General features: G+C 55.2%; 20 protein-coding genes and 1 other RNA gene. 7 read left to right on the forward strand and 14 right to left on the reverse strand.

What is annotated here, in order from left to right:
• Positions 1-2: 2 nt before the first annotated feature.
• From NTH01S_RS02405 to rnpB, 7 genes are all read right to left on the reverse strand, one after another.
• Positions 3-1,364 (reverse strand): UDP-N-acetylmuramoyl-tripeptide--D-alanyl-D-alanine ligase, encoded by a 1,362-nt coding sequence (locus tag NTH01S_RS02405; RefSeq protein WP_068168859.1) that lies wholly within the window; start codon positions 1,362-1,364, stop codon positions 3-5.
• Entirely contained in the window at positions 1,361-2,860 is a 1,500-nt protein-coding gene (locus NTH01S_RS02410) for a UDP-N-acetylmuramoyl-L-alanyl-D-glutamate--2,6-diaminopimelate ligase (RefSeq protein WP_068168862.1), read from the reverse strand. Before NTH01S_RS02410 ends, NTH01S_RS02405 begins: the two co-directional genes overlap by 4 nt.
• Positions 2,861-2,869: 9 nt before the next feature.
• Positions 2,870-4,816: a peptidoglycan D,D-transpeptidase FtsI family protein gene (locus tag NTH01S_RS02415; protein WP_068168864.1), complete on the reverse strand. Its 1,947-nt coding sequence runs from the start codon at positions 4,814-4,816 to the stop codon at positions 2,870-2,872.
• 82 nt (positions 4,817-4,898) lie between these two features.
• Entirely contained in the window at positions 4,899-5,666 is a 768-nt protein-coding gene (gene ftsL / locus NTH01S_RS02420; protein WP_068168867.1) for a cell division protein FtsL, read from the reverse strand.
• Complete coding sequence (gene rsmH / locus NTH01S_RS02425) at positions 5,663-6,637, reverse strand: 16S rRNA (cytosine(1402)-N(4))-methyltransferase RsmH (protein WP_068168869.1); 975 nt, start codon at positions 6,635-6,637, stop codon at positions 5,663-5,665. The genes ftsL and rsmH overlap by 4 nt, the downstream gene beginning before the upstream one ends.
• Entirely contained in the window at positions 6,634-7,104 is a 471-nt protein-coding gene (gene mraZ, locus NTH01S_RS02430; protein WP_068168873.1) for a division/cell wall cluster transcriptional repressor MraZ, read from the reverse strand. Before mraZ ends, rsmH begins: the two co-directional genes overlap by 4 nt.
• Positions 7,105-7,437: 333 nt before the next feature.
• Positions 7,438-7,844: RNase P RNA component class A (gene rnpB / locus NTH01S_RS02435), an RNA gene on the reverse strand.
• A gap of 74 nt (positions 7,845-7,918) precedes the next feature.
• Between rnpB and NTH01S_RS02440 the strand changes: the two genes are divergently transcribed.
• Positions 7,919-8,893 carry an alpha/beta hydrolase gene (locus tag NTH01S_RS02440; protein ID WP_068168876.1) on the forward strand — a complete coding sequence of 325 codons (975 nt, stop codon included), beginning with the start codon at positions 7,919-7,921 and terminating at the stop codon, positions 8,891-8,893.
• A 21-nt stretch (positions 8,894-8,914) separates the two neighbouring features.
• Here the strand turns inward: NTH01S_RS02440 and NTH01S_RS02445 are convergent, their stop codons facing one another.
• Positions 8,915-9,388 (reverse strand): hypothetical protein, encoded by a 474-nt coding sequence (locus NTH01S_RS02445; RefSeq protein ID WP_245642075.1) that lies wholly within the window; start codon positions 9,386-9,388, stop codon positions 8,915-8,917.
• Positions 9,385-10,848, reverse strand: a complete 1,464-nt coding sequence (gene zwf / locus NTH01S_RS02450; RefSeq protein WP_068168879.1) for a glucose-6-phosphate dehydrogenase — start codon at positions 10,846-10,848, stop codon at positions 9,385-9,387. The genes NTH01S_RS02445 and zwf overlap by 4 nt, the downstream gene beginning before the upstream one ends.
• A gap of 287 nt (positions 10,849-11,135) precedes the next feature.
• Here zwf and NTH01S_RS02455 point away from each other — a divergent pair, with 287 nt between their 5' ends.
• Positions 11,136-11,402 carry a DUF2312 domain-containing protein gene (locus NTH01S_RS02455; protein WP_068169112.1) on the forward strand — a complete coding sequence of 89 codons (267 nt, stop codon included), beginning with the start codon at positions 11,136-11,138 and terminating at the stop codon, positions 11,400-11,402.
• A gap of 62 nt (positions 11,403-11,464) precedes the next feature.
• Positions 11,465-11,839: a hypothetical protein gene (locus NTH01S_RS02460; protein ID WP_068168882.1), complete on the forward strand. Its 375-nt coding sequence runs from the start codon at positions 11,465-11,467 to the stop codon at positions 11,837-11,839.
• A gap of 47 nt (positions 11,840-11,886) precedes the next feature.
• On the opposite strand, the gene NTH01S_RS02465 is transcribed toward NTH01S_RS02460, so the two are convergent.
• From NTH01S_RS02465 to greA, 3 genes are all read right to left on the reverse strand, one after another.
• The gene (locus NTH01S_RS02465) at positions 11,887-14,331 is read right to left on the reverse strand and encodes a TonB-dependent receptor (RefSeq protein WP_068168884.1); all 2,445 of its coding nucleotides are present in this window, start codon (positions 14,329-14,331) and stop codon (positions 11,887-11,889) included.
• A 167-nt stretch (positions 14,332-14,498) separates the two neighbouring features.
• On the reverse strand, positions 14,499-15,725 hold the full coding sequence (locus tag NTH01S_RS02470; protein ID WP_068168886.1) for a threonine ammonia-lyase: 1,227 nt from the start codon (positions 15,723-15,725) through the stop codon (positions 14,499-14,501).
• Positions 15,725-16,198 carry a transcription elongation factor GreA gene (greA, locus tag NTH01S_RS02475; protein WP_068168889.1) on the reverse strand — a complete coding sequence of 158 codons (474 nt, stop codon included), beginning with the start codon at positions 16,196-16,198 and terminating at the stop codon, positions 15,725-15,727. Before greA ends, NTH01S_RS02470 begins: the two co-directional genes overlap by 1 nt.
• 180 nt (positions 16,199-16,378) lie before the next feature.
• Here greA and NTH01S_RS02480 point away from each other — a divergent pair, with 180 nt between their 5' ends.
• The 3 genes from NTH01S_RS02480 to NTH01S_RS02490 all read left to right on the forward strand — a co-directional run bounded on the left by NTH01S_RS02480 (position 16,379) and on the right by NTH01S_RS02490 (position 17,753).
• Positions 16,379-16,843, forward strand: coding sequence for a TM2 domain-containing protein (locus NTH01S_RS02480; protein ID WP_068168891.1), 465 nt, complete (start codon positions 16,379-16,381; stop codon positions 16,841-16,843).
• A 152-nt stretch (positions 16,844-16,995) separates the two neighbouring features.
• Positions 16,996-17,544 carry a hypothetical protein gene (locus NTH01S_RS02485; RefSeq protein ID WP_068168895.1) on the forward strand — a complete coding sequence of 183 codons (549 nt, stop codon included), beginning with the start codon at positions 16,996-16,998 and terminating at the stop codon, positions 17,542-17,544.
• Complete coding sequence (locus NTH01S_RS02490) at positions 17,544-17,753, forward strand: helix-turn-helix domain-containing protein (protein WP_068168898.1); 210 nt, start codon at positions 17,544-17,546, stop codon at positions 17,751-17,753. Before NTH01S_RS02485 ends, NTH01S_RS02490 begins: the two co-directional genes overlap by 1 nt.
• 65 nt (positions 17,754-17,818) lie before the next feature.
• Here the strand turns inward: NTH01S_RS02490 and carB are convergent, their stop codons facing one another.
• Both carB and carA read right to left on the reverse strand, forming a co-directional pair.
• Entirely contained in the window at positions 17,819-21,073 is a 3,255-nt protein-coding gene (carB, locus tag NTH01S_RS02495) for a carbamoyl-phosphate synthase large subunit (RefSeq protein ID WP_068168900.1), read from the reverse strand.
• Positions 21,074-21,076: 3 nt separating this feature from the next.
• The gene (carA, locus tag NTH01S_RS02500) at positions 21,077-22,459 is read right to left on the reverse strand and encodes a glutamine-hydrolyzing carbamoyl-phosphate synthase small subunit (protein WP_068168904.1); all 1,383 of its coding nucleotides are present in this window, start codon (positions 22,457-22,459) and stop codon (positions 21,077-21,079) included.
• Positions 22,460-22,673: 214 nt separating this feature from the next.
• Between carA and NTH01S_RS02505 the strand changes: the two genes are divergently transcribed.
• A complete protein-coding gene (locus tag NTH01S_RS02505; protein WP_068169114.1) occupies positions 22,674-23,129 on the forward strand; it encodes a GatB/YqeY domain-containing protein in 456 nt (151 codons plus the stop codon).
• The last annotated feature ends 90 nt before the right edge of the window (positions 23,130-23,219 follow it).

Here is a 23,219-nt window from a genome sequence, read left to right on the forward strand (position 1 = left end):
TCTTAAGCGTGGTCAAGGAAAGTGACGAGGTCGCGCATCCGGCTGCCATTACTGCCTTTGACTAATAAAAAGTCACCGGGTTTTAGGTAAGCGCGTAGCAGCGGTGCAAGTTGCCGCGAATCGGGGGCATAATTCCCCTGTAATTCGGGCGGAAGTGCGTCATAAAGGGCGCGCATATGTGGTCCACAGCAGAAGGCGACCGCTTTTGCCGCGATCACGGCTTCGGCCAGTGTGCGGTGTTCGTCTTCTGCAAAAATGCCGAGTTCAAGAATATCGCCGAGGGCGACGACGTGACGCTTGGCAGGCAGGAGGCTGAGTGTTTCTAATGTGGCGCGCATGCTGGTGCTGGAGGCATTATAGCTTTCATCCAGCAGGGTGACGCCGTCCAGAATAGTGCGCCGTGCACCGCGCCCCTCACCGGGGACAAAATCGGTCAGGGCTTGGGCGGCGGGAGTGCGTTCTACACTAAGTGCTGTGACGGCCCCGAGGGCGATTGCGGCGTTGCGTGCCATGTGGCGACCGGGTGCTGTGAGTTGTACAGGGAGGGGCGCCGCTTGTGGGGTTTCGAGCAGGAATGTACTGCCAGCTGCCTTGCAAATGAGGTTCTCAAGCTTGATATCTGCGCTACGAGAGACGCCAGAGCGCCAGAGTTGGCTGCTGTCAGGCACGGCGCTGCGCAGGACATTTTGGCCGGGGCAGTCATCGGGAATAATGGCGGTTCCGCCGGGGAGAAGGGCGCTGAAAAGTGAGGCTTTCTCCCGTGCAATGGCGGCGATACTGCCCATATTGCCCAGATGCGATGAGCCGACGGTCGTGACAATCGCCACATGTGGACGGACCTGATCCGCCAAGGGGCGAATTTCTCCCTCATGGTTCATGCCGATTTCACTAATGCAGAAGGCGGCATCACGCGGGAGGCGGGCGAGGGTGAGCGGCACGCCCCAGTGATTATTAAAGGACGCAACAGCCGCATGGGTTTTCCCAATGGCGGAAAGTGCGGTGCGCAGCATCTCTTTCGTCGTGGTTTTGCCGACGCTACCTGTAATAGCGATCACTTTGCCACCAAAGCGTGCCCGTGCGGCTTTGCCGAGGGCGACCATGCCGTCAAGCGTGTCCTGCACGACCAAGAGGCGCGGGTCTGTGCTGCTCATGCGGTCATGGACCATAACGCAGGCAGCGCCCGCGTTTAGGGCTGTCTCGATATGCGCGTGGCCGTCGCTACGGTCCCCTTTGAGGGCGATGAAGAGGTCCCCTTTTTGTAGGGTGCGCGTATCGATGGAGATACCAGTAACAGCGAGTTCTGCCGTGAGGGTTCCACCTGTCGCGTGACGGAGTTCATCGGAGGTCCAGAGAGGTGACGTCATGACGAACCCTTTTCTGCTGACGCGATGTCTTGCGAGGCGTTTTGAGTGAAACGTGCTGCTAAGTCACGTGTGACGGCACGATCATCAAAAGGCAAGACGGTTTGTCCGATGATTTGCCCTGTTTCGTGGCCTTTGCCTGCGATGACCAAAATATCCCCGGCAGAGAGACTTTCGAGGCCCGTAGCAATGGCGTCATGACGGTCTGCAATTTCGCTGGCATTGGAGGCCGTGGCGAGAATTTCAGCGCGGATTGTCGCGGCGTTTTCGGTGCGGGGGTTATCATCGGTGACGATGACGACGTCAGCATGGCGGGAGGCGGCTTCACCCATGAGTGGGCGCTTGCCGCGATCTCGGTCCCCACCGGCTCCGAAGACGACGATGAGGCGGCCATCGGTATGGGGACGTAGGCTTGTGAGCACGCGGGCGAGCGCATCGGGGGTATGTGCGTAATCCACATATGCGGCGGCGCCATTCGGGAGGGCCGCAACACGCTCACAACGGCCGGGGACACCGGTGAGGCGCGGGAGAAGTGCGAGCAACTCACGCGCTTCGTTTTCATCTTTCCAGATCATCGCGGCCGCGAGGAGCGCGTTTTCAAGCTGGAAGCGCCCGGGGAGTGGGAAGGTCAATTCAGGTAGTTCTTCACCGGAGAGGGCAAGGCGAATGATTTGCCCTTGCGGTGTTGGGCGCGTCTCGATGAGGCGTAATGTTTCCCCGGCTTCCCCAATGGTGCGGAGTTCAAGGCCACGGCTTTGCGCGATGTCACGCAGGGAGGATGCTGTGTCGGCATCCATATCGGCGTTTAGGGCGGCGCGGCCCGTGGTCGGCAGGAGAGTTTTGAAGAGGCGGAGTTTGGCTTCGCGGTAGGCTTCAATCGTGCCGTGATAATCCAGATGATCACGCGTGAGATTGGAGAAGCCGGCGGCGTCAAGTGTTACGCCGTCAAGGCGGTGCTGGATGAGGCCGTGGGAGGACGCTTCGAGTGCGACATGTGTTACGCCAGCTTTTGCCAGTGCGGCTAAGGTTTGTGCGAGCGAGACAGGGTCTGGCGTGGTGAGTGATGGTGGGGGCGGAATATCAACGCTGGTGTTGAGCCCTAAGGTGCCAAGGCTCGCGGCTTTATGGCCTTGAAGTTCCCAGAACTGACGCAGGAACTCTGCGGTACTGCTTTTGCCATTCGTCCCGGTGACGGCGGTAATATGCGCGGGCTGTGGGCCAGCGAGGATTGCGGCGGCTTTGGCGAGTGTATGACGCGCATTCGGATCTACGACATGGGGCAGGTCCGTGATGAGCAGATGGTCGCTGATGATGGCGTAGGCGCCAGCTTGTGTCGCGGCTTGAACGAAAGCGGCTCCATCGTGTTTGACGCCGCGCAGAGCAACAAACACGCTGCCGGGGCGCACGGCGCGGCTATCAGCGGTGATGGCACTGATATTGGTATCTGCGGTAGGTTTGGCCGTGACGTTGCAGAGCCGGAGGAGTTCAGAAAAGCGCATGGGGCAGGCTCAGCGAATTGTTTTGGTTTGGGGAGGGTGGCGGTTTGGATCACCCGGGTCATTGCCGGGGCCAAGCGCACGATAACCGGCGGGAACAGCAGGTTCCATCGCGATGGCCAATGAGGCATCAATGGTCTCTTTATTGGCCAGATCCGGGAATTGATCCAGCATAGGGCCAATACGGGAGATGATTTTCCCCACGGTCGGGGCGGAGTTCCATGCGGCCGTCGTCCAGCCATGTGTGGCTGCGGTGGGGTGCGGGCTATCCAACATGACATAGACTGCGTAGCGTGGGTTGTTCATGGGGAAGACGCTGGTAAAGGCCGCGACGTTGGTGTGCTTCAAGTAGCCACCATGAGCGCCGATTTTTTCAGCCGTACCGGTTTTCCCGCCGACGTAATAGCCCGGAACTTCTGCGGTTTTCCCGCTGCCTTCGGTCACGTCTAAACGCAGCAAACGCCGTAAGAGCGCGGAGGTTTTGGCTGAGAGGACACGTACACCAACGGGTGTTTCTGTGCCGACATCATCTGGCGTGGATGCGTCCAGAGAGGGGGGAAGAGTGCCGCGTGTTACATCTTGAACGATGTTCTGGTCTCGGGCCACGAGTGTAGGTTTGAGCAAGATGCCGCCATTTACGGTAGCGGCTGTGCCACGCACGATGGCGAGTGGCGATTCAGCAACGCCATGCCCGAAGCCTACGGTCATAACCGTGGAAAGGCCCCAATTCTTGTGTGATGGTACGAGTGGGCGGCCTGCTTCAGGCAGCTCAATTGGCACGCGCTTGAAAAAGCCCATGCTGTCCAGCCATTCTTGCTGGCGCTCAGCCCCGACATCAAGCGCAATATGCGCGGCTGCGGGGTTGGAGGAAAACGCCATAACGCCGGGCAGGGAGAGCCACGGGGCGAAATGATCGGATTTCATATCGCTGATGGTGAAGCGACCGACTTTAATGGGGATGGTTGAGAACTTATCCCAAACGTGGATGACGCCGAGTTGTAACCCCATGGCGGCTGTTTGCAGCTTAAAGGTTGAACCGGGTTCATACATGCCGGTGACGGCACGATTGAAGCGGGAGTCATTTGTAGCATGGCCAAAGTCATTGGCATCAAAGTCCGGCAAGCTAACCATAGCAATGACTTCACCGGTGCGGACATCCATGACAATGGCGCTCGCACCAATAGCTTGGAAGGTGGTCATGGCCGTTTGGAGTTCATCGCGCGCGGCGGCTTGAACGCGGACGTCTAAGGAGAGGCGGAGCGGCGTTTTGTCAGAGTTGAGACGATCATTGAAATAGCGTTCAACCCCGGCAATGCCGTGATCATCAATATCCACGCTACCCATGATTTGAGCTGCTGTGCGGCCCAGTGGGTAATGGCGGCGCTCTCCGGCTTCAAAATAGATACCGGGAATCCCAAGATTGTTGATGGCGATTTCTTGGACCGGTGAAATGTCACGCGCGATGTAAACAAATTGCTTTTTGAGCGAGAGGCGGCGGATGGTTTCAGCTTCATCCAGTGCAGGGATGGCATGATGGAGCTTTTTGGCTGCGTCTTGCGGGTCAATAAGTTCCATTGGGTTGGCGTAAACTTGTGCCACGGGGAGGGAGAGCGCAAGAATTTGGCCGTTACGGTCGGTAATGCTGGCGCGTTTGACCGATGGAAGTGAGAAATCACTCGTAAGGGAAGCGTGCGGGTCAATTTGGGGAATGACTGGAACTTGCGGCGCGATTTGCCGCGCTTCAGGCTCCATGGGCATTAGGACTGTTGCTAATGAGGCCTTAAGAGCGACGGCGCCATAAAGGACGAGAAATCCCATGCCAACCCAGAATAGGCGCCCATGTGACTGTTCAGTATCAAAGCTGCCGCGTTTGCGCTTGTCCTTGCGGGACGAGGACGGCTTGTTGCTGGGGGCCTGATCCGCATTCTGTGGCGGTGTTGGCTGCACGTCCTCAGGCATGTGGCGGCGCGATCTCCTGCTGAGATGGTGTGTCGCCCGGGAGTGGTTAAGGGGGATGCTCCCAGGGTGACGTCTTTAATGTTTAGTTAGCTAACGGAGCCGGTGGCGGCAATGTGTCGTTTGCGCTCTCAACAAATTTATGGCGGTTATGCGCGCGAATATCGGCTAAATGCGTCAGGTTAGGTGCCTGAGGTGTAGGGGCGGTGTGCCATGTGGTCGCGATGTTTGAAGCGTGACGTAGGCCATGGAAGCTGGCGAGGCGCACATGTGCCGTTTCCATTACGTTGGAGACTGGGCTGTGCGCGGGCTCGGCACTGGCAAGATCTGTCATGCGGGCATGGGCATGCATAATGCGGTCCGCATGAGAATGTGGAACATTTGCGGCTGAAATGGGAGTGTTTGAGGCCACGCGGAGGGGGGCGGCGATGCTGCGGGCCTCAGTGTGAGTTTCAGGACGTGTTTCAGGGCGGGACACAATGCGCGGTTCCGTTCGGGTTCCGTGTGGTGCTGGAACGTTAAGCGCCAGTGTTGCTTCCGCGTTATGTTCAGGGGCTTTCCCGCCCGGTGCGGGCAAGCGTGCCTCAGCAGCGCTGATCCGTACAAACTGATCCGGTGTCATTGGATGCAGGTTTGGTAAGAAGCGTGTGCTGAGCGTATTCAGGCGATCTGGCTGGTTGAGTAATGCCCATTCCGTACGCAGGGTAGCGGTTTGGGATTGAACCTTTTGCGTGTCACGCACAATTTGCGTGATGCTTTGGTCCAGCATGGTGGTGTTATGCTTCTTTGTGTAGAGAAATAGGCCAGATAGAGCGGCGAGAACAGCGCAGAAGAAGGTGAATGGCCGGGTCATGCGGGTGTTCCTGAGGCTGTCAGGTCGGTTGAAGGGGCGGTGCGGATGAGGGCGCGCAAGCGGGCGCTGCGTGCGCGTGGGTTAAGGCGAATTTCGTCTTCCGTTGCGGCACGTGGGCGCGTGTGCGCAAGGCGGAAGGCGGAAGACGCCTGTTCTTGTGCAATTGGGGCGTAGCGAGAAGGGTTAGAGACCCGCCCCGCATGGAGGGCCATGGCACGTTTGGCGAGGCGATCTTCCAAAGAGTGGAAGGTGACCACGACAAAGATGCCGCCGGGAGCAAGCAATTGCGGCGCGACTTCGAGGGCACGTTCAAGCTCACCAAGCTCGTCATTGACGGCAATGCGCAGGCCTTGGAAGCTGCGCGTTGCAGGGTCAATGCCAGAGCGATCACGCGGGACGCAGCGGCGGATGGTTTCCGCGAGTTGTCCTGTCGTCTCAAAAGGCGTGCTCAGCCGAGCTTGCACGATGGAACGTGCGATGCGGCGTGATAGCCGTTCTTCACCGTAGCGGTAGAGAATATCGGCTAGTTCAGCTTCCGGAAGAGTGTTGACGAGATCGGCAGCCGTTGGGCCTGTATCGCCCATCCGCATATCCAGAGGACCGTCATGGCGGAAGGAGAAGCCGCGCTCACCTTGGTCAATTTGGAAGGAGGAGACGCCGAGGTCCAGCACGATGCCATCAAATGGTGCGTAAGAACCGGCGAGTTCATCCATGGCGCTAAAGGGGCCTTGGTGCAAGAACAAGCGGCCTTCGGCTTCTGCGGCCATAGCCTTGCCGCGTTCAATGGCCGTGGGGTCACGGTCGATGCCATGCACGGTGCAGTCTGCCGCATTCAGGATGGAGCGTGTGTAGCCACCACCGCCAAATGTCCCGTCGAGATAACGTCCGCCATCGCGGGGTTTCAAGCTGTCGAGGACCTCGTTCAGCATGACAGGAAGGTGGCCTTCATGGACCAGAGTGATGGGCTTCATTGTGCGCCTCCTGTGGGGGCGTTTTTCTTGCTGGTCAGACTACGTGCCCGGCTGCGCGCTTGTTGGCGGCGCTCAGCAGCGGCGGCTGGGTTCCAAAGTTGGAACACACGACCTAGCCCCATGAATGCGACGTCATCCGTGAGGTCCGCATGTTGACGCAGCACGTCCGGCAGGATGATCCGGCCTTCTTTGTCACTGTCGAGCGGGTAGGCGTCTGCATAGAGGCTGGTGGCGAGGTCTTCGTGGTCTTCAGAGAACGGGTCGTATTCGTTGAGCGGCTCTGCGAGGGAGGCAAAGCCGGCTGCTGTCCATGCCTCAATGCATGGGTTCAGGTGTGACGGCCGCAGGATCACCAATGGTTCCTGTGGTTTGGCCTGATCCCTTAATGCGGAGCGGAATGGCGCAGGAATGGAGACGCGTCCTTTAGCATCGAAGCGGTTCAGGTGCGTGCCGAGGAAGATACTCACGGATGATGTGCCTCCCTACGCCGCCTTTGGGCTTCTTCAGGTTACGGGAATACTGATTTGGTATAATTTGGGATATCATGGGATTTTATGGGAGGTCAAATATAAAGCTAAGAAAAACCGCAGAAAACTGCGCCTTTTTTTGATGGCGGAACTGTGGCGGCGTTTTTTGCGTTCTTTTAAGCTTTTGGAATTAGAAGCGAAGAATTTGCTTTTATTTGGTCATTATTTGTTCGTGTTTTGTTCTCGTTCGTACTGGGAAAAGGGAACAAAAGGATTCGCTTACCTCGTGGTAAGGCAGCGTTTCGCATTCATGATGAAAAATCGAGTAGGAGAGGAGCCAGACGGCCTGTAAGCCGGGTTCTGTCCGCGATAAGGCGGGACGATCATTCCTCTGGGACCCACATTGCTGTGGGCCTCACGCAACCAACCCGAACAACAGGGTGAGACAGCCCTTGGCCACCGAAATGGCCGGTTGTTCCTATTCGGTTTTGCTCCCGGTAGGGTTTACCGTGTCCGAGACCGTTGCCGGCCTCGCGGTGCGCTTTTACCGCACCGTTTCGCCCTTACCCGCAAGTGACCTTAGAAACTAAGGCCGCTCCGGCGGGCGGTCTGTTTTCTGTGGCACTTTCCCTAGGGTCGCCCCCGCCGGCAGTTAGCCGGTACCGTTGTCCCATGGAGCCCGGACTTTCCTCCCGCATAAGGATCCGCATCCTTATACCAGCGATCGTCCAGCCGTCTGGCTGGCGCAAACTGCGTCTATTGTGCGTGCGCGTCAAGTCGAGACTTTTTGATGCGTATCAGGCATGGTCAGAGAATGAAGCCGACTTTTCTTTTGCGTGTTGTTTTATGTGTGATGGCTTGGCGGCAGCGAGACCGCTCTAGGGGGGCTGTTGATGGGGCCCATCCGGTCATTCCAGAAGTGCCGGGGCCTGTGCCTTCTGCTGTGGCGCTGCGTGATTTGCGCCGGGCGATGGGGCGGCCATGTTTTCCAGTGTGGCTCTCATCTTTGAGCGTGCGCCGTTGGACGGATGTGGTTTTATCTGGAGATGACAGTGCGTTAACCGCACGTGTATTTCGGCCGAAGGGGCGTGTGCGTGGGGTTGTGCTGTTTTTGCATGGTGGGGGCTTTGTGCATTGCGGTATTCGTTCGCATCATGGGATATGCTGCCGTTTAGCCGCAGAATCTGGCGCTCTGGTGGTTTCGGTGGATTATCGTTTGGCGCCCGAGCATCGCTTTCCTGCGGCTATGGATGATGCGCGTTTGGCATTAACTTGGGTGGCGCAGGCATTGCCAGATGTGCCGTTGGCTGTAGCGGGAGATAGTGCGGGGGGCACGTTATCCGCGGGGTTGGCGCAATGGGCGCGTGAGGCTCTGCCGGGGCGGGTAAAAGCGCAGGTGCTGTTCTATCCGGCATTGACTGGGCCTATTGCGCCATCATCGCGCTTTTTGTTCGCGCGGGGCTATATGCTGACGGAAGAGGTGATGAATTGGTATTGTGGCCAGACCTTATCGCAGTATCGAGAATTATTTGATCCACGCTTTGCGCCGGCTTTGGCGGATAATTTGGAAGGTTTGCCTCCGGCATTAACGGTGACGGCGGGTTTTGATCCGTTGCGTGATGAAGGGGGGATGTATACGCGCCTGTTACGGCAGAGCGGCGTAGAAGCGCGGCATGTGCATTACCCGCGTATGATCCATGGTTTTTTGAATGGGTATTCTTTTTTGAAAGATGGGCAACGTGCGCTGCATGTTGGCGGCATGTTCTTGCGTGATATGTTGCGGGGCTGAAAAGATGGCCCCGCAGAAAAATTAAGGTTGGATAGGGTGGAAGCTGCCCGGAGAGCCTGCATCACTTTGGATGGTGTGGGCAGTTCGGTCGATTCGTACAGAAAAGAGCTTCTCTGCGGAGGGTTTGTCCCCCGGGCACTCATGACCGTGGCGGCCATACACCATCATATCAACGATGTTATTGGACACATCACCGTTATCGAGCGCGAATACGAGGCAGTTACGGGGCAGGTCCGTCAGGCCGTCATGTGTCACGACGAGGCGTAAATGCTCCACGAGGGCCGTGTTGTCGAACCAGCTTAGCTCGTTAAAACGGATTTTGTCGTATGAGACATCCAGCCAGCCGGAGCGCATTAAAACGAACATCAGCAGAAACGCGGGCACGATGAACAGAAGGCGGCGCAGGAAATGCTGCTTCAGTGTTCGTGGGGCGCGCCGCCCCCGTCCAAGACGGGGAGCGGCACTGGTAGCGTTATTGGGGGGCTTAACGCTCACACCATATCCTCATGCCAACGGTCGCCGAGTTCAGCCAAGAGTGCCTTGGAGGCATCTGGGCCGTATGAGCCGGCAGTGTATGTGTGCATTGGGGCCTTTTTATCGGCCCATGCATTCAGAATAGACTCGGCCCAACGCCATGCAGCATCAACTTCATCACGACGGATGAAGAGGATGGGGTTTCCACGAACGGCATCCAGAAGGAGGCGCTCATAAGAGTCTGGGAAGGGGCCACCGTCAACCTTGATGGGGGCATCAAGCTTGACGGTTTCGAGTGTATATTCGTCCAGAATGGGGTTCTTGACGTTCAGGTTCAGCTCGACGCCTTCATTTGGCTGTACGCGGATCACCAAGCGGTTGCCGGGAACGGAGCCAAAGAGCGGCTGGGCCGTTTCACGGAATTGAATGACAATCTCACTGACCTTGCGCTTAGAGCGCTTGGCTGTGCGGATATAGAACGGCACATCTTTCCAGCGTGGTGTGTCCACCCATGTCCGGATGGCGGCGTATGTTTCCGTGTTGCTGTCTTGGCCCAGCTCTTCCAGATAGCCCGGAACGGCGTGGTCATCGACGGCGCCTTTGATATATTGCGCACGCACGGTTTCGTTAGCGACGTGATCTTCTTTGATCGGGCGCAGGGCTTGTAGGACCGCAAGTTTCGCATTGCGGACGCAATCAGCTTCCAGCGATTCAGGTTGTTCCATAGCGACCAAACATAGAACCTGTAGAAGGTGATTCTGGATCATGTCACGCAGGGCGCCAGACGTGTCGTAGTAAGAGGCGCGCCCCTCAACGCCGACGACTTCTGCTGCTGTAATCTGCACGCTTTTGATGTGATCGGCAGACCAAATTGCGTTGAGCAGTGGGTTGGCAAAGCGCAGGGCCAGAACGTTCTGGACGGTTTCTTTGCCGAGGTAATGGTCGATACGGTAGATTTGCTTTTCGGGCAGAAATTTACCGACGCCTTCATTGATGGCATCAGCCGTCTCAAGGCTCGTGCCAATGGGCTTTTCCAAAACAACACGTGATTGTTCGGTCAGAATACCTTTGGCATGCAAATTGGAGCAAATCGCTTCGTAGAGCTGAGGCGCTGTTGCGAAGTAGAAGACGCGAATGCGGCCTGCTGGTGATATGCTGAGCTCTGATGCGAGCTCGTCCCAGTTGCTCTCTGCATTTGTGCCATCAAGGGTGACATAGCTCACCATCCCGAGGAAGCGCTCAACGAGCTCCGGGAAGAAGAACTTTGCCGGAATGAAGTGCTGGAGGGCGTCACGGGCGCGCGTGATATAGGCATCACGGTCAAGCGCCGTGCGGGCAGTGCCGATAATGCGGGCATCATCGGGAACTTGGCCGAGGCGTAGCTTGTTGTACAGCGCAGGCAGAAGCTTGCGCATCGTCAGATCGCCGGTGGCGCCAAAAATAATGTAGTCGAATGGCTCGACCTGCTGAACTGATTCCATGTTGACTCTCCGACCTCTGCCCCGCGCCGTTATGCGGGAGTGAAAGGTATTAGGGTTCAGGTCTTCGCGGGCAAGTGGAGTAGTTCAGCCTCAGAGGGCTTTCTGTCAAGATGTTCTGGTATGTTGATCGCTGAGGTGTGAAGAGAGAGGGACGGCAAACAGCGGTGGTGATGTTCATGAAATGTACGTACAAGACCGTTGACCGCGCCTCCTTGAATCACGATAAGCGCGGCGTACATCGCATCTATGTGATGATGGATCGACGTTAAGAAGCAAGGATAATGAACATGGATGCAGATAATCGTCATGAAGACGCCGCAACGGGTGGTATTGCAGCAGACCGTTTGCGCTCTATCATCGAACGGGTTGAGCGCCTTGAAGAAGAGCGTAAGGCACTTGCTGGGGATATTAAGGATATTTTCTCCGAAGCAAAATCAGCTGGTTTTGACGTGAAAGTTATTCGTCAAATTATTAAGTTGCGTAAGCAAGAGCCAGCAGAGGTGGAAGAGCAGGAGACGCTGTTGGACATCTACCGTCGTGCATTAGGGATGTAAGGTTCTCTCACTGTGGGCATGTTCCCGATTAGGGTAGAGTGATGCATTTAAGGTAGACACGTATGTTTGATCTGACGTGGCTGCCTGACTGGCTTCTCGTTTTTGCAGGGCTTCTCATCGCATTAGGGCTGATTGCGTTTGTGCTCATGCCTTTTGCGGTACTGGGGGTGCGTATTCGAATCGCTCGTCTTGAAGAGGAAGTTCGATCTCTTCAGAGGGTGTTGAATAGTCCCGCATTTGCTTCTGTGGAGCGTAGGCCGACTGTGGTGGAGGGGTGGCATGCTCCGCAAGGGCGGGCCGATGTGCCGGATATGCCTTGGGGATGTTCTGAAAAAAACGTAGGGACTGCTGTGGAGCAGCGTTCTGCGGTGAGGGGCGGATTACCGGATGTCCGCTCTCGTGCCGAGCCACGGTTACGGTGGCCGCCTCCGAAATGAAGGCGGGAAGAAAGCCAGGCATAATGCCTGGCTTTCTGTTTTTAGCCTTACTGGAAGTGCTTGCGGATGGTGAAGAAGACCATGCGCGGTGCAGCAGCTTGAAGGGTTGCCAATGTTTGTGTTGGGTCGGCGGGCACGTAGCCGTTGGTCCCCATAGAGGCGACATAACGCTTATCAAACAGGTTGGTGACGTTGATTTGAGCATCAAGGCCACGCAGAACGACGTTCTGGCTGTGGAAGCGATAACCGACGTTGAGGTTGAAGACCGCGTTCGGGTCAATCCACTGATCGTTTGTGTACGTGTAGGTACGACGATCCTGGAATTGCATCAGCACGTTGCCCCAGACGGAGCCGTCGTCATAGCTCAATTGTACGTTTGCAAGGTTGCGCGGCATGGCCACAACGTTCTTGCCTGCGGTGCGGTAGACTGTTCCACCTGTGTTCAGGTCATCATTATAAAATGAATTGTTGAACGCATAAGATGCGTACACTGACCAGTTCGGTGCAAAGTTATAGTTGATAGCCGCATCAATACCACGAGCGGTCACGCTACCGACGTTTGCAATGATGGATTGCAGACCTTGAATACCGACACCTTGTGAAACAGCCAGAAGGCGGTTTTGGAACTCAACATAGTAACCGGTAAGCGAGGCTTGGACGATGGTATTATGGAAGCGGTAGCCCAGTTCTTCCGTATTGGAATGTTCTGGACGAATGTTTTTGGCCGTTGAGTTGAAGACATTTGCATTCATCACGAAGGGGCTCAGGCCCGTTGCGGATGAATCGAAAGCCGCCATGTTGCGGGCGAAATCAGCAAAAATTTCATTGTTATGGTTGATACGGTAGTTCAAGCCAGCTTGAGGCAGGAAGCCGTCAGATGTGCTCAATTTGCCGGTTGGGTATGTTGAAGCAACAGGTTGGCCCATGACGCTGCCGGGCAGCGCGGTGGCAGAGTTGTCTACGATAAGAGACTTGAAACCGTAATTGGCTTTAAGAGACGGCAGGATCTGCCACGTGTCTTGCAGGTGGACTTGATAAGTTTTGGTGTTGTAGCTGTTCTGCCAAGAGGTTTTGAAAGAATTGCCTTGGTACCAGAAGAGGGTGCCTGGCGGATTGTTCTGCGGCAGACCGTAGAAGCGGCGTGCTTGCTCGAAGTTGTTGTTCTCGAACCAGAAACCGCCTTCGATGAGGTGGTTTGCAATTTTGTAGCTCAGGCCACTCAGGAAACCGACACGGTGAATGTCATATTCCGTTGTACGCAGTGAAATTGGTGTGCCGCCTAAGGAGGCGGGTGTGGCTTGGTATGGGGTTGCCCATGCGCCTTCACCGCTATTGGTGTGGCCGTAAACCGTTGCAAAGCCCTTCAGGCGGTCATTGAAACGGAAGTCAAGGCGACCATAGCCGAGAGCATCTTGGCGCAAGCCAGCAGAGTTCCAGTAGGCAAAGTCCTGACAGTCACCATAGTTGGTGATGCCAATGCCGGCTGGGCACTGTGTCGTTGAACCGGCTGCGACTTGCTTAGCAAGGGCGTAATTCTTTGTAATGTTATCGACGTTATAGCCATATTTGTTGATCGTCGCGATGGACAGATCTTGGTAGTCGTTTTCTTTGCGTAGTGACCAGTCACCATAAACGGTCAGCTTGACGTATTCACCCAGAGGCTGAACGAATTTGATATTGGCTTGCTGCTGCTTTTGTTTGCCGTAGCCCTTCCACTTATCGGCATCTTGGTAATCATAAGATGCGTAAAACTTTCCGCCTGTCGGAAGGATGCCGCTATTGATGCGGGCAAAGGTACGCCACGTCGTTGCGGAGCCGATGGTGCCAGCAAGATCTGCGCCGAATTTATCGGTTGGGTCAATCGACGTGAACTGCATGGCGCCACCAAGGTCATTGGAAGCGGCAACGCCGACGGAGCCTGCGCCCTGAGCCAAGGATGATGGGCCGTTATTTTCAATTTGCAATGAACGGTTCGGGGACAGGCCGTTCGTATTGCCGTACGCCATGTTCCCCAAGGGAATGCCGTCCATGGTGTAACCAAGGCGACCTTGGTCAAAGCCGCGTACGAGGATTTGCTGTGACCACTCGTATGACCCAAGCGGATCGGATGAGCTGAACATGACGCCTGGCAGCTTGGACAGGGTCTTCATCGGGTTTGTGCCCGGTGCAACCTCTTGCAGAGCGCGACGAGAGACGGATTGTGTTTCACGTGCGGCACCAGCGCCAAGAACAACCATGGTTTCAGGCTGATTGCTGGCAGCGTTTACAGCGCTTGGCGCGTGTTGGCGAGCAGGGGTAGCAACAGCAACCGGCGTAGCGGCAACCGTGGTTGCTGCGGGTGCGGTGTTGGTTGGCTGTGTTGCTTTTGGAGCTGCCTTCACAGCATGGCGTGCTGTAGCGTGATGACGGGGCTGATGGCCGGACGTCGCGGCGACGGCATGTGTCGCCGCGATCGTGCAAAGGCAGGTCGTCAGCAGAAACGTCTTCTTCATCAGGTGTGCATTCCCTTGGGGTAACTCTAGGGGCTGCCGAAGGTGGCAGCGCGATCGCCCGCAACCTATGAAGAATAGTTTCGATAATCTTGTTATACTTTTATGAAACGGGGTTTAAAATCCCCTGTGTGATAATAAAAGCGCAGTATATATATGACATTTTTATGTCAGTCTCGTCGGGTAATGTAATGTTCGGATAGTTCTTTTTCAATTTCTGTGGCGTGGTGAGTGTCTCGTGCTTCAATCATGACCACGAGTTCTGCTGTTTGTACGGATGGTGCGGCGAATAGCCGATGATGTGACACTTCAATGACATTGCCGCCATGATCACCAATACGTTGCGCAATATCGGCCAATATGCCGGGGCGGTCTGGAATTTGGAAGACAAGGCGCAGAATGCGCCCGTCCCTGAGGAGGGAACGCAAAATGGTATTCGCAAGAATGCGGGCGTTGATATTGCCGCCGGATAAGGGGATGGCAATTTTGCGGCCACGGAAAAAGTCTGGATTGGCGAGTATGGCGGCAAGGCCGGTTGCGCCTGCGCCTTCACAGACTTGTTTGGCTTTTTCAGCGAGTGTGGTTACAGCGCTTTCGACCTGCAATTCACTCACGACCATCACTTGGGAGATATGCTGGCGAAAGCTATCAAGGCAGTGGTTGCCAAGGGTTTGTACGGCGATGCCTTCAGCAATGGTTGTACCGCCGAGGACGGGGCCACCCTCTTGAGGGAAGTTACTGAGGGATGCGTATGCTTCGACCTGAACGCCAATGATTTCGATGTCTGGGCGAAGGGCAGACATGACTGTGGCCATGCCGCCGAGAAGGCCGCCGCCGCCGATAGGCACAACGAGTGTGTCGATATCTGGGGCGTCTTCAAGGAGTTCGAGGGCAACAGTGCCTTGGCCTGCGATGACATCGGGGTCGTTGAAGGGGTGTAGAAGGACGCGTCCTTCTTCTTTCATGATGCGTTGAGCGACTTGGCTGGCTTGAGTAAAATCGTCACCCGCTAGGACGATATGCGCCCCCCAGCTTTTGGTGGCGGCGATTTTGGTGGCGGGCGTATATTTCGGCATGACGATGGTGGCATCAATGCCGAGAAGGCTCGCTTGGCGCGCCACACCTTGCGCGTGGTTTCCGGCTGAAGCAGCGATGACGCCGCGTTTACGCTCTTCCTCTGTGAGGAGGGCCATTTTATTGGCGGCACCTCGTTCTTTGAAGGAGCCAATGGGCTGAAGGTTTTCAAGCTTAAGCGTAATATCTGCGCCGGTAATGTGCGAAAGGGCCGGGCAGTTAATGGTTGGTGTGCGTACAATAGTCGGCGCTATGCGACGACGGGCGTCCTCCACGTCTTGAAGAGTGACGGAAGGGCGGAGCGTCGTCGCAGAGTGTGACATTATTTATAAGTAACCTTCAAGATTTCATAAGTACGGTCCCCGCCAGGGGCCGGAACGGACACGGTGTCACCAACATCTTTGCCAATCAAGGCCTTAGCGAGCGGAGATGAAATGGAAATTAAGCGTTGCTTGATGTCGGCTTCGTGGAGGCCAACAATTTGGTAGTTGATTTCTTTGTCGGTTTCTTCATCCACCAGCTCAACATAAGCGCCGAATTTGATACGGGTGCCAGTAATCGTTGAGGGGTCAATGACTTCGGCGGAAGAGACAATGCTTTCCAGCTCTAAGACGCGGCCTTCAATAAAGGATTGGCGGTCACGCGCGGCATGGTATTCTGCATTTTCCGACAGGTCACCGTGTTCACGTGCTTCGGCGATGGCGCGGATGACGGCAGGACGTTCTTCCGACTTGAGTTGGCGCAACTCGTCCTCGAGACGTTGGAGTCCCGTGGCGGTCATTGGGGTCTTCTGCACTCTATAATGTCCTTGAGAAGCTTACTGTCGGTCTGTAGTGAGCCGATGATTATGATGATTTTTGTTGAAAAAATCAAGTTTTTTATGATTGTGCAGATAGGATGAAAAAAGACTGTATCTACGGAGAAGGGGCGTACATATTGTTAGAGTAACACGATATATCAAAAAAGGTTTTTGACTATGCAAGGAAAAGTACTCGATTATAATCTCATGACGGCTGAGGGTTTGATCAGTGGTGAAGATGGAGAGCGGTATTCTTTTAAGGGAAGTGATATTCGTTCACAGGTTCAGCACATATCTGCAGGGGCTGTTGTCGACTTTAAGAAAAATGATGATCGGGCGGAAGAAATCTTCTTTGTTAAGACCAGCACAGACCTGTTTGCCGGGCAAGTAGGCGAAAAATCTAAGATGGTTGCGGCTCTGTTAGCGTTTTTTCTGGGTTGGCTTGGTATTCATAAATTTTACCTCGGTTATAATACGGCAGGTATTATTATGCTGCTATGTGCCGTCCCGGGGGCGCTGTTGTTTGGTATTCCAACGGCGGTGATTGCTTTGATCGCTTTTATTGAATTTATTATTTATCTGACGAAAAGTGATGAAGATTTTTATCAAACCTATGAGGTGAATAAGCGGGAATGGTTCTGATCCCTCTTGGTCTTATGGTGAAGTAGAGAAAAAGCGCTCCAGAAGGTGGAGCGCTTTTTTTTGTGCTTTAATTTATCGAAAAACGATAATTTTCTTGCGGCGCAACCTCCTGTGTGTTTTTATCGAAAAACAATAAATATGGAGGGTTGAGAGTGTACGTAGAAACAATCGCGCAAAAGCGTATTCGTTGGGCGAGATGGCTTGTTGAGGTATTATATTATTGGGCATGTTTTGTGGGTGCCGTGATGTGCCTTGTGGCAGGTTGTGTCGCTCTGCTGGCTGCTGGTGTGGTGCATTCAATACCGCATGAGGTGCAGAGCTGGCAGGGGGAATGTCGTAAGCTGTTATGGGATGTCCTTTTTTGTCTTCCTGAGGTGATATTAGAATTTTATATGGCAAAAACGCTTCGCTCTTTTGTAAAAGGATTGAAAGTTGAGCGTATTTTTTCGGAAGATCGAAAAATAATTGCTTATAAATACGCAGTTATTTGGGCTATGTCAGTAATATACTCTTTTCTTAAGGGTATTATAGAAGGATTTATCGGGTATAAAGAGAGTTTGTCGTCTTTTCATGTTTCGTTTGATTTCGATGATTCAAGTGACCTTGTTTTGTTTGCTCAAAAAATTATCTTCTTATTGGTTATTTTATTGCTGTACGATGCTGGCGTGCAGTTGCAAAAAGACATGGATGAGGTGATTTAATGCCGGTCTATGTCCATTTAGAAGCTATTCTCAAAGAGCGCGGCATGACGTTAACTGAGCTTTCTGAGCGGCTCGGTTTAACGATGGCTAATCTATCAATTTTGAAAACAGGAAAAGCGAAAGCTATACGTTTTTCAACGCTGGACGCATTATGCCGAGAGCTCAAGTGCCAGCCCGGTGATCTGTTGGCTTATGGTGACGAGGATTAAGCCGGTCGAGTGCGGCAAAGGGGAGGGCGGGTGGTCAGTGAGTATCTGACCACCCGTTTTTTCTCTTAGTATTCGCCGTGGAAGTAAGACTGAAGCGGTGCAACACTCATGTCATCATCGCGCAGAGCGTCAATGGCGTAGGTTGCGGCACGGGCACCGGCGATGGTGGTGTAGTGCGGAATGCCCATCGTCAATGCGCCGCGGCGGATGTCAAAGCTGTCACGCGTTGCTTGACCACCTTGTGAGGTGTTGATGACCATTTGCACATCGCCGGAGCGAATGGAGTCAACGCAGTTCGGGCGCCCTTGCATGACCTTATTGACATGCTTGACGGGGATATTGGCTTCTTCCAAGCGCGCCGCAGTGCCTGAGGTGGCAAGGATGGTGAAGCCCATTTCGACGAGTTTGCGTGCAATGGGTTGAACGTGGCGTTTGTCACTGTCACGAACGGAGAGGAACACCGTACCGCTATTGGGCAGTTTTACGCCCGCAGCAAGTTGAGACTTTGCAAATGCACGCTCGAAGCTGGAATCCAGCCCCATGACTTCACCGGTGGAGCGCATCTCTGGGCCAAGTACCGTGTCTGCATTCGCGAAGCGATGGAATGGGAAGACTGCTTCTTTAACCGCTACGTGTGGGGAGACCGCGCCGCCATCCAGTTGGAATTCTGGCAGCTTGGCACCGGCCATAACGCGTGCACCAATCTTCGCGACAGGAACGCCAGTTGCCTTAGCAACGAACGGCACTGTACGAGATGCGCGTGGGTTTACCTCAAGAACGAAGACTTCATCATCCTTAATGGCGTATTGCACGTTCATCAGGCCGCGAATGCCGAGTTCGCGTGCCATAGCTTCGGTTTGTTCGCGCAGCTCGGTGACCAGAGCGGGTGACAATGTGTAAGGCGGCAAAGAGCAAGCAGAGTCACCAGAGTGAATGCCGGCTTCTTCAATGTGCTCCATCACACCGGCAACATAGACGTTTTCGCCATCAGCAATGCAGTCTACGTCAGCTTCAATAGCGTCATTGAGGTAGTGGTCCAGCAGGACTGGGCCTGTCGATACTTCTGGGCCAGCTGCGGAGAGAACTTCGGTCAGATAGCGCTTGAGGCCAGCGCTGTCATAGACGATTTCCATGGCTCGGCCGCCCAAAACGTAGGATGGGCGCGCAACGACTGGGTAACCGACGTCTTCAGCGATTTTCTGCGCTTCGGCCGGGTTATGTGCGATGCCGTTTTTCGGCTGACGCAGGCCCAGCTTACGTAGCATGGCTTGGAAGCGCTCACGGTCTTCTGCGCGGTCAATCGCATCTGCTGGTGTGCCGAGCAGTGGGATGCCTGCTTCTTCGAGGGCATGGGACAGTTTGAGCGGTGTTTGGCCGCCATACTGCACGATGCAGCCGAGGATCTTGCCGCCTTTTTGCTCCGTACGGATAAGCGCGATGACGTCTTCGGCGGTCAGTGGTTCAAAGTACAGACGGTCTGATGTGTCATAATCCGTCGAAACCGTTTCTGGGTTGCAGTTGACCATGATGGTTTCAAAGCCAGCTTCGCGCAGAGCGTAAGCAGCGTGAACACAGCAATAATCGAACTCAATGCCTTGACCAATACGGTTCGGGCCGCCGCCGAGAATAACGATTTTATCGCGCGCTGTTGGGCGGCTTTCGCATTCTGGTGTGCCGTATCCGCCTTCATAGGTGCTGTACAGATAAGGCGTGTCAGACGCGAATTCTGCGGCGCATGTGTCGATGCGGCGGTAAACGGGGGTGACGTCTGCACTTTGGCGCAGTGTTGCAACGTCAGATGCGCTTTTGCCGCTCAGAACGGCCAAGCGTGCGTCTGAGAAGCCAAGGGCTTTCAGGCGGCGCAGGTTGTATGCGTCGTGTGGTAGGCCGTTGGCTTCGACGTCACGCTCAGCGGCGATGATGTCTTCAAACTGGCGCAGGAACCATGGCTCAAGGCGAGATGCCTCGTAGACTTCTTCAACGGTGAGGCCTGCGCGGAGTGCTTGTGCGGCCAGCAAAATACGCTCTGGGCGCGGTTCCGTGAGGGCTGCGCGGAAGGCATCATGGGAGCCATCGCCTGGTGCTTCGACTGGATCAAGGCCCGTTAGGCCTGTTTCCATGGAGCGCAGGCCCTTTTGGATCGCTTCTGCAAAGGAGCGTCCGACGGACATCGCTTCACCCACGGATTTCATGGATGTGGACAGCAGGGCTGGGGAGCCGGGGAACTTTTCGAACGTGAAGCGGGGGATCTTCGCTACGACGTAGTCAATGGTTGGCTCGAAGCTGGCTGGCGTGGTCCCGGTGATGTCGTTCTTCAACTCATCAAGCGTGTAACCAACGGCCAGCTTGGCCGCGATCTTCGCAATCGGGAAGCCGGTTGCCTTGGATGCGAGTGCGGACGAGCGGGAGACGCGGGGGTTCATCTCAATGACGACCATGCGGCCATCTTTTGGATTAACGCCGAACTGAACGTTCGAACCGCCGGTTTCAACGCCGATCTTACGCAGGCAGGCGATGGAGGCATCGCGCATGCGCTGATATTCTTTATCTGTCAGCGTCAGGGCAGGGGCAACGGTGATCGAGTCACCGGTATGCACGCCCATGGGGTCGATATTCTCAATGGAGCAGATGATGATGCAGTTATCCGCAACGTCACGGACCACTTCCATCTCAAACTCTTTCCAGCCGAGAACGGATTCTTCAATCAGAACTTCGGTTGTCGGGGACGCATCGAGCCCACCCGTGACGATTTGGTCGAATTCTTCACGGTTATAAGCAATGCCGCCGCCAGCGCCGCCCATGGTGAAGGATGGACGGATAATGGCTGGAAGACCAACATCCTTAAGAGCTTCACGAGCTTCTTCGATGGTGTGGGCGATGGTTGAACGCGGGCTTTCAATCCCGATCTCGTCCATAGCTTCACGGAATTGCTGGCGGTCTTCGGCGCGGTCGATGACGTCTGCCTTAGCGCCGATCAATTCAACGCCATGCTTTTCGAGGAAGCCGGAGCGATCCAGGGCCATCGCCGCGTTCAGAGCGGTTTGGCCGCCCATGGTGGGCAGAACAGCGTCGGGCTTTTCCTTGAGGATGATGCGCTCAACGAATTCTGGTGTGATCGGTTCGATATAGGTTGCGTCTGCCAAGCCCGGATCGGTCATGATCGTTGCGGGGTTGGAGTTGATCAGGATGACGCGGTAGCCTTCCTCACGCAGGGCTTTACACGCCTGTGCGCCGGAGTAATCGAACTCACAGGCTTGGCCGATAACAATGGGGCCAGCGCCGATGATGAGGATGGATTTGATATCTGTCCGTTTAGGCATGGCTCAAGCCTCCTTGCTGGCGGCGTTCTGGGTGGCGCGACGGTCCATGACCGCAACGAAACGTTCGAAGAGGTAGAAACTGTCAGACGGGCCGGGGCTGGCTTCTGGGTGGTACTGCACCGAGAAGGCGTCTTTCGTGGTGGACGCAATGCCTTCGTTAGAGCCGTCAAACAGGCTGGTATGTGTGACTTTAACGTCTGCGGGCAGCGATTTTTCATCCACTGCGAATCCGTGGTTCTGGCTTGTGATTTCGACCTTGCCGGTGGTCAGGTCTTTTACGGGTTGGTTAGCGCCACGATGGCCGCGATCCAGTTTGTATGTTTTGCCGCCAAGGGCTTGTGCCAGCAACTGATGGCCTAAGCAGATACCAAAGACAGGGACGTTCGCGTCCAAAACGGCGCGAATGGCCGGGACGGCGTAAGTGCCTGTGGCTGCCGGGTCACCGGGGCCATTGGAGAGGAACACACCTTCAGGGGCGAGTTCGAGAATTTCAGCGCCTGTTGCTGTCGCAGGCAGGACGGTCACGTCACAGCCGGCGGTGACGAGGCAACGGAGAATGTTGTCCTTAGCGCCGTAATCAAGCGCGACAACGCGGCGGCGGTTTTGTGTGCGCTCTGGACGGTTATTTTCCCAAACGCCTTGGGTCCAGCTACGCTTGGGGCGTGTGACCTCTTTTGCGAGGTCCATGCCTTCAAGGCCGGGCCAGCTTTTCGCGCTGTTCAGGAGAGCGGTAGTGTCGATCTGTCCATTCTCTGGGAAGGCCAGAATGGCCGTTTGAGGGCCTTTTTCACGAAGGATGCGTGTGATGGCACGCGTATCGATACCGCTAATGCCAGGACGGTTTTGTGTTTTGAGCCACGCGCTAAAGGGAGCGTGGGAGCGCCAGTTGGCTGGGGTCGTAATGTCTTCTTTAACGACGGCGCCAAGGGCCGCCATAGCGGCAGCTTCATCATCATCGGTATTGGTGCCGACATTCCCGATATGTGGGAATGTGAAGGTGACGATTTGCCCAGCAAAAGAAGGGTCCGTCAGGGTTTCTTGATAGCCCGTCATGCCGGTGGAGAAGCAGAGTTCACCAACGGAGCCATCGGAATAAGCGCCGAATCCGCGTCCCCAAAGGATGGTGCCATCCGCAAGGACAAGGGCGGCGTTTGCGCCGGGAGGGGCGGTGTTGGTCATGTCCATTTCCTTTGGAGTGGCGGTGGGAGGGTTAATATCGGTGAGATCTTGCACGGTAATGCCGGGGACGAGCAACAGGGCAGGCCAGTGCTTGGTGGGGACAGTGCGTGACTGACGCCATTTGCGCACGGCTTCCAGTCCGACGCCGGTGAGAGACGCTATTTTGTCTGCTCCGCCAGCTTTGTCGATAATGGTGTCGATGTCCATGTTGCGGACGTCTCCGGTTTTCATCGGTTGGGATGCTCTACATAGAGCGGATGGAGGTGTTTGGGAAGTTTTTTCCCACTCAAAATTTTCAGCAAATGGGGTGGGAAATTTTTTCTCTTTAAGGGTGTGTCGTTGTTGTCGCAGGTATTTTGTGCGAGTTCAGGGGCATAGCGTTCCGCATGGCTGCGGAATGATAAGATAAAGGAATGAGATGATGGCGCTGCGTACGCAAATTATGAATGATCTGAAGGCTGCTATGAAGGCTGGTCAGTCCGACAAAGTGGCGCAGATCCGTGGGATTACGGCAAAGCTGAAAGATCTGGACGTTAATGCACGCGCGAAGGGTGGTGACGTATCTGAAGCCGAGATCATTGCGACGCTGCGTTCTATGATTAAGTCACGCATTGAAGCTGCTGCGCTGTACCGTAAGGGTGACCGTCCGGAATTGGCGGAGAAGGAAGAGGGTGAGATCGCAACCATTCAAGCTTATTTGCCTCCTGCGTTGGATGAGGCGGCTTTAACGGCTGCACTGGAAGAGGCTGTGGCGGAAGTCGGTGCGACGAGCATGAAGGATATGGGGAAGGTTATGGGTGTCTTGAAGGCACGTTTTGGCGCGGAATTGGATCCTGCTGTGGCAAGTGGCAAGGTGAAGGCGCGTTTATCCGCCTAAGGTTTTTATAAAATACTGGCATTCTTTGCCTTCTGTTAAGAAAGTTTCGCTTAGGCTCCCGAGAATTATCAAGCGGCTACTCTGTCCGCC

The sequence above is a fragment of the Neokomagataea thailandica NBRC 106555 genome (assembly GCF_001598495.1).
GTDB lineage: Bacteria > Pseudomonadota > Alphaproteobacteria > Acetobacterales > Acetobacteraceae > Gluconobacter > Gluconobacter thailandicus_A.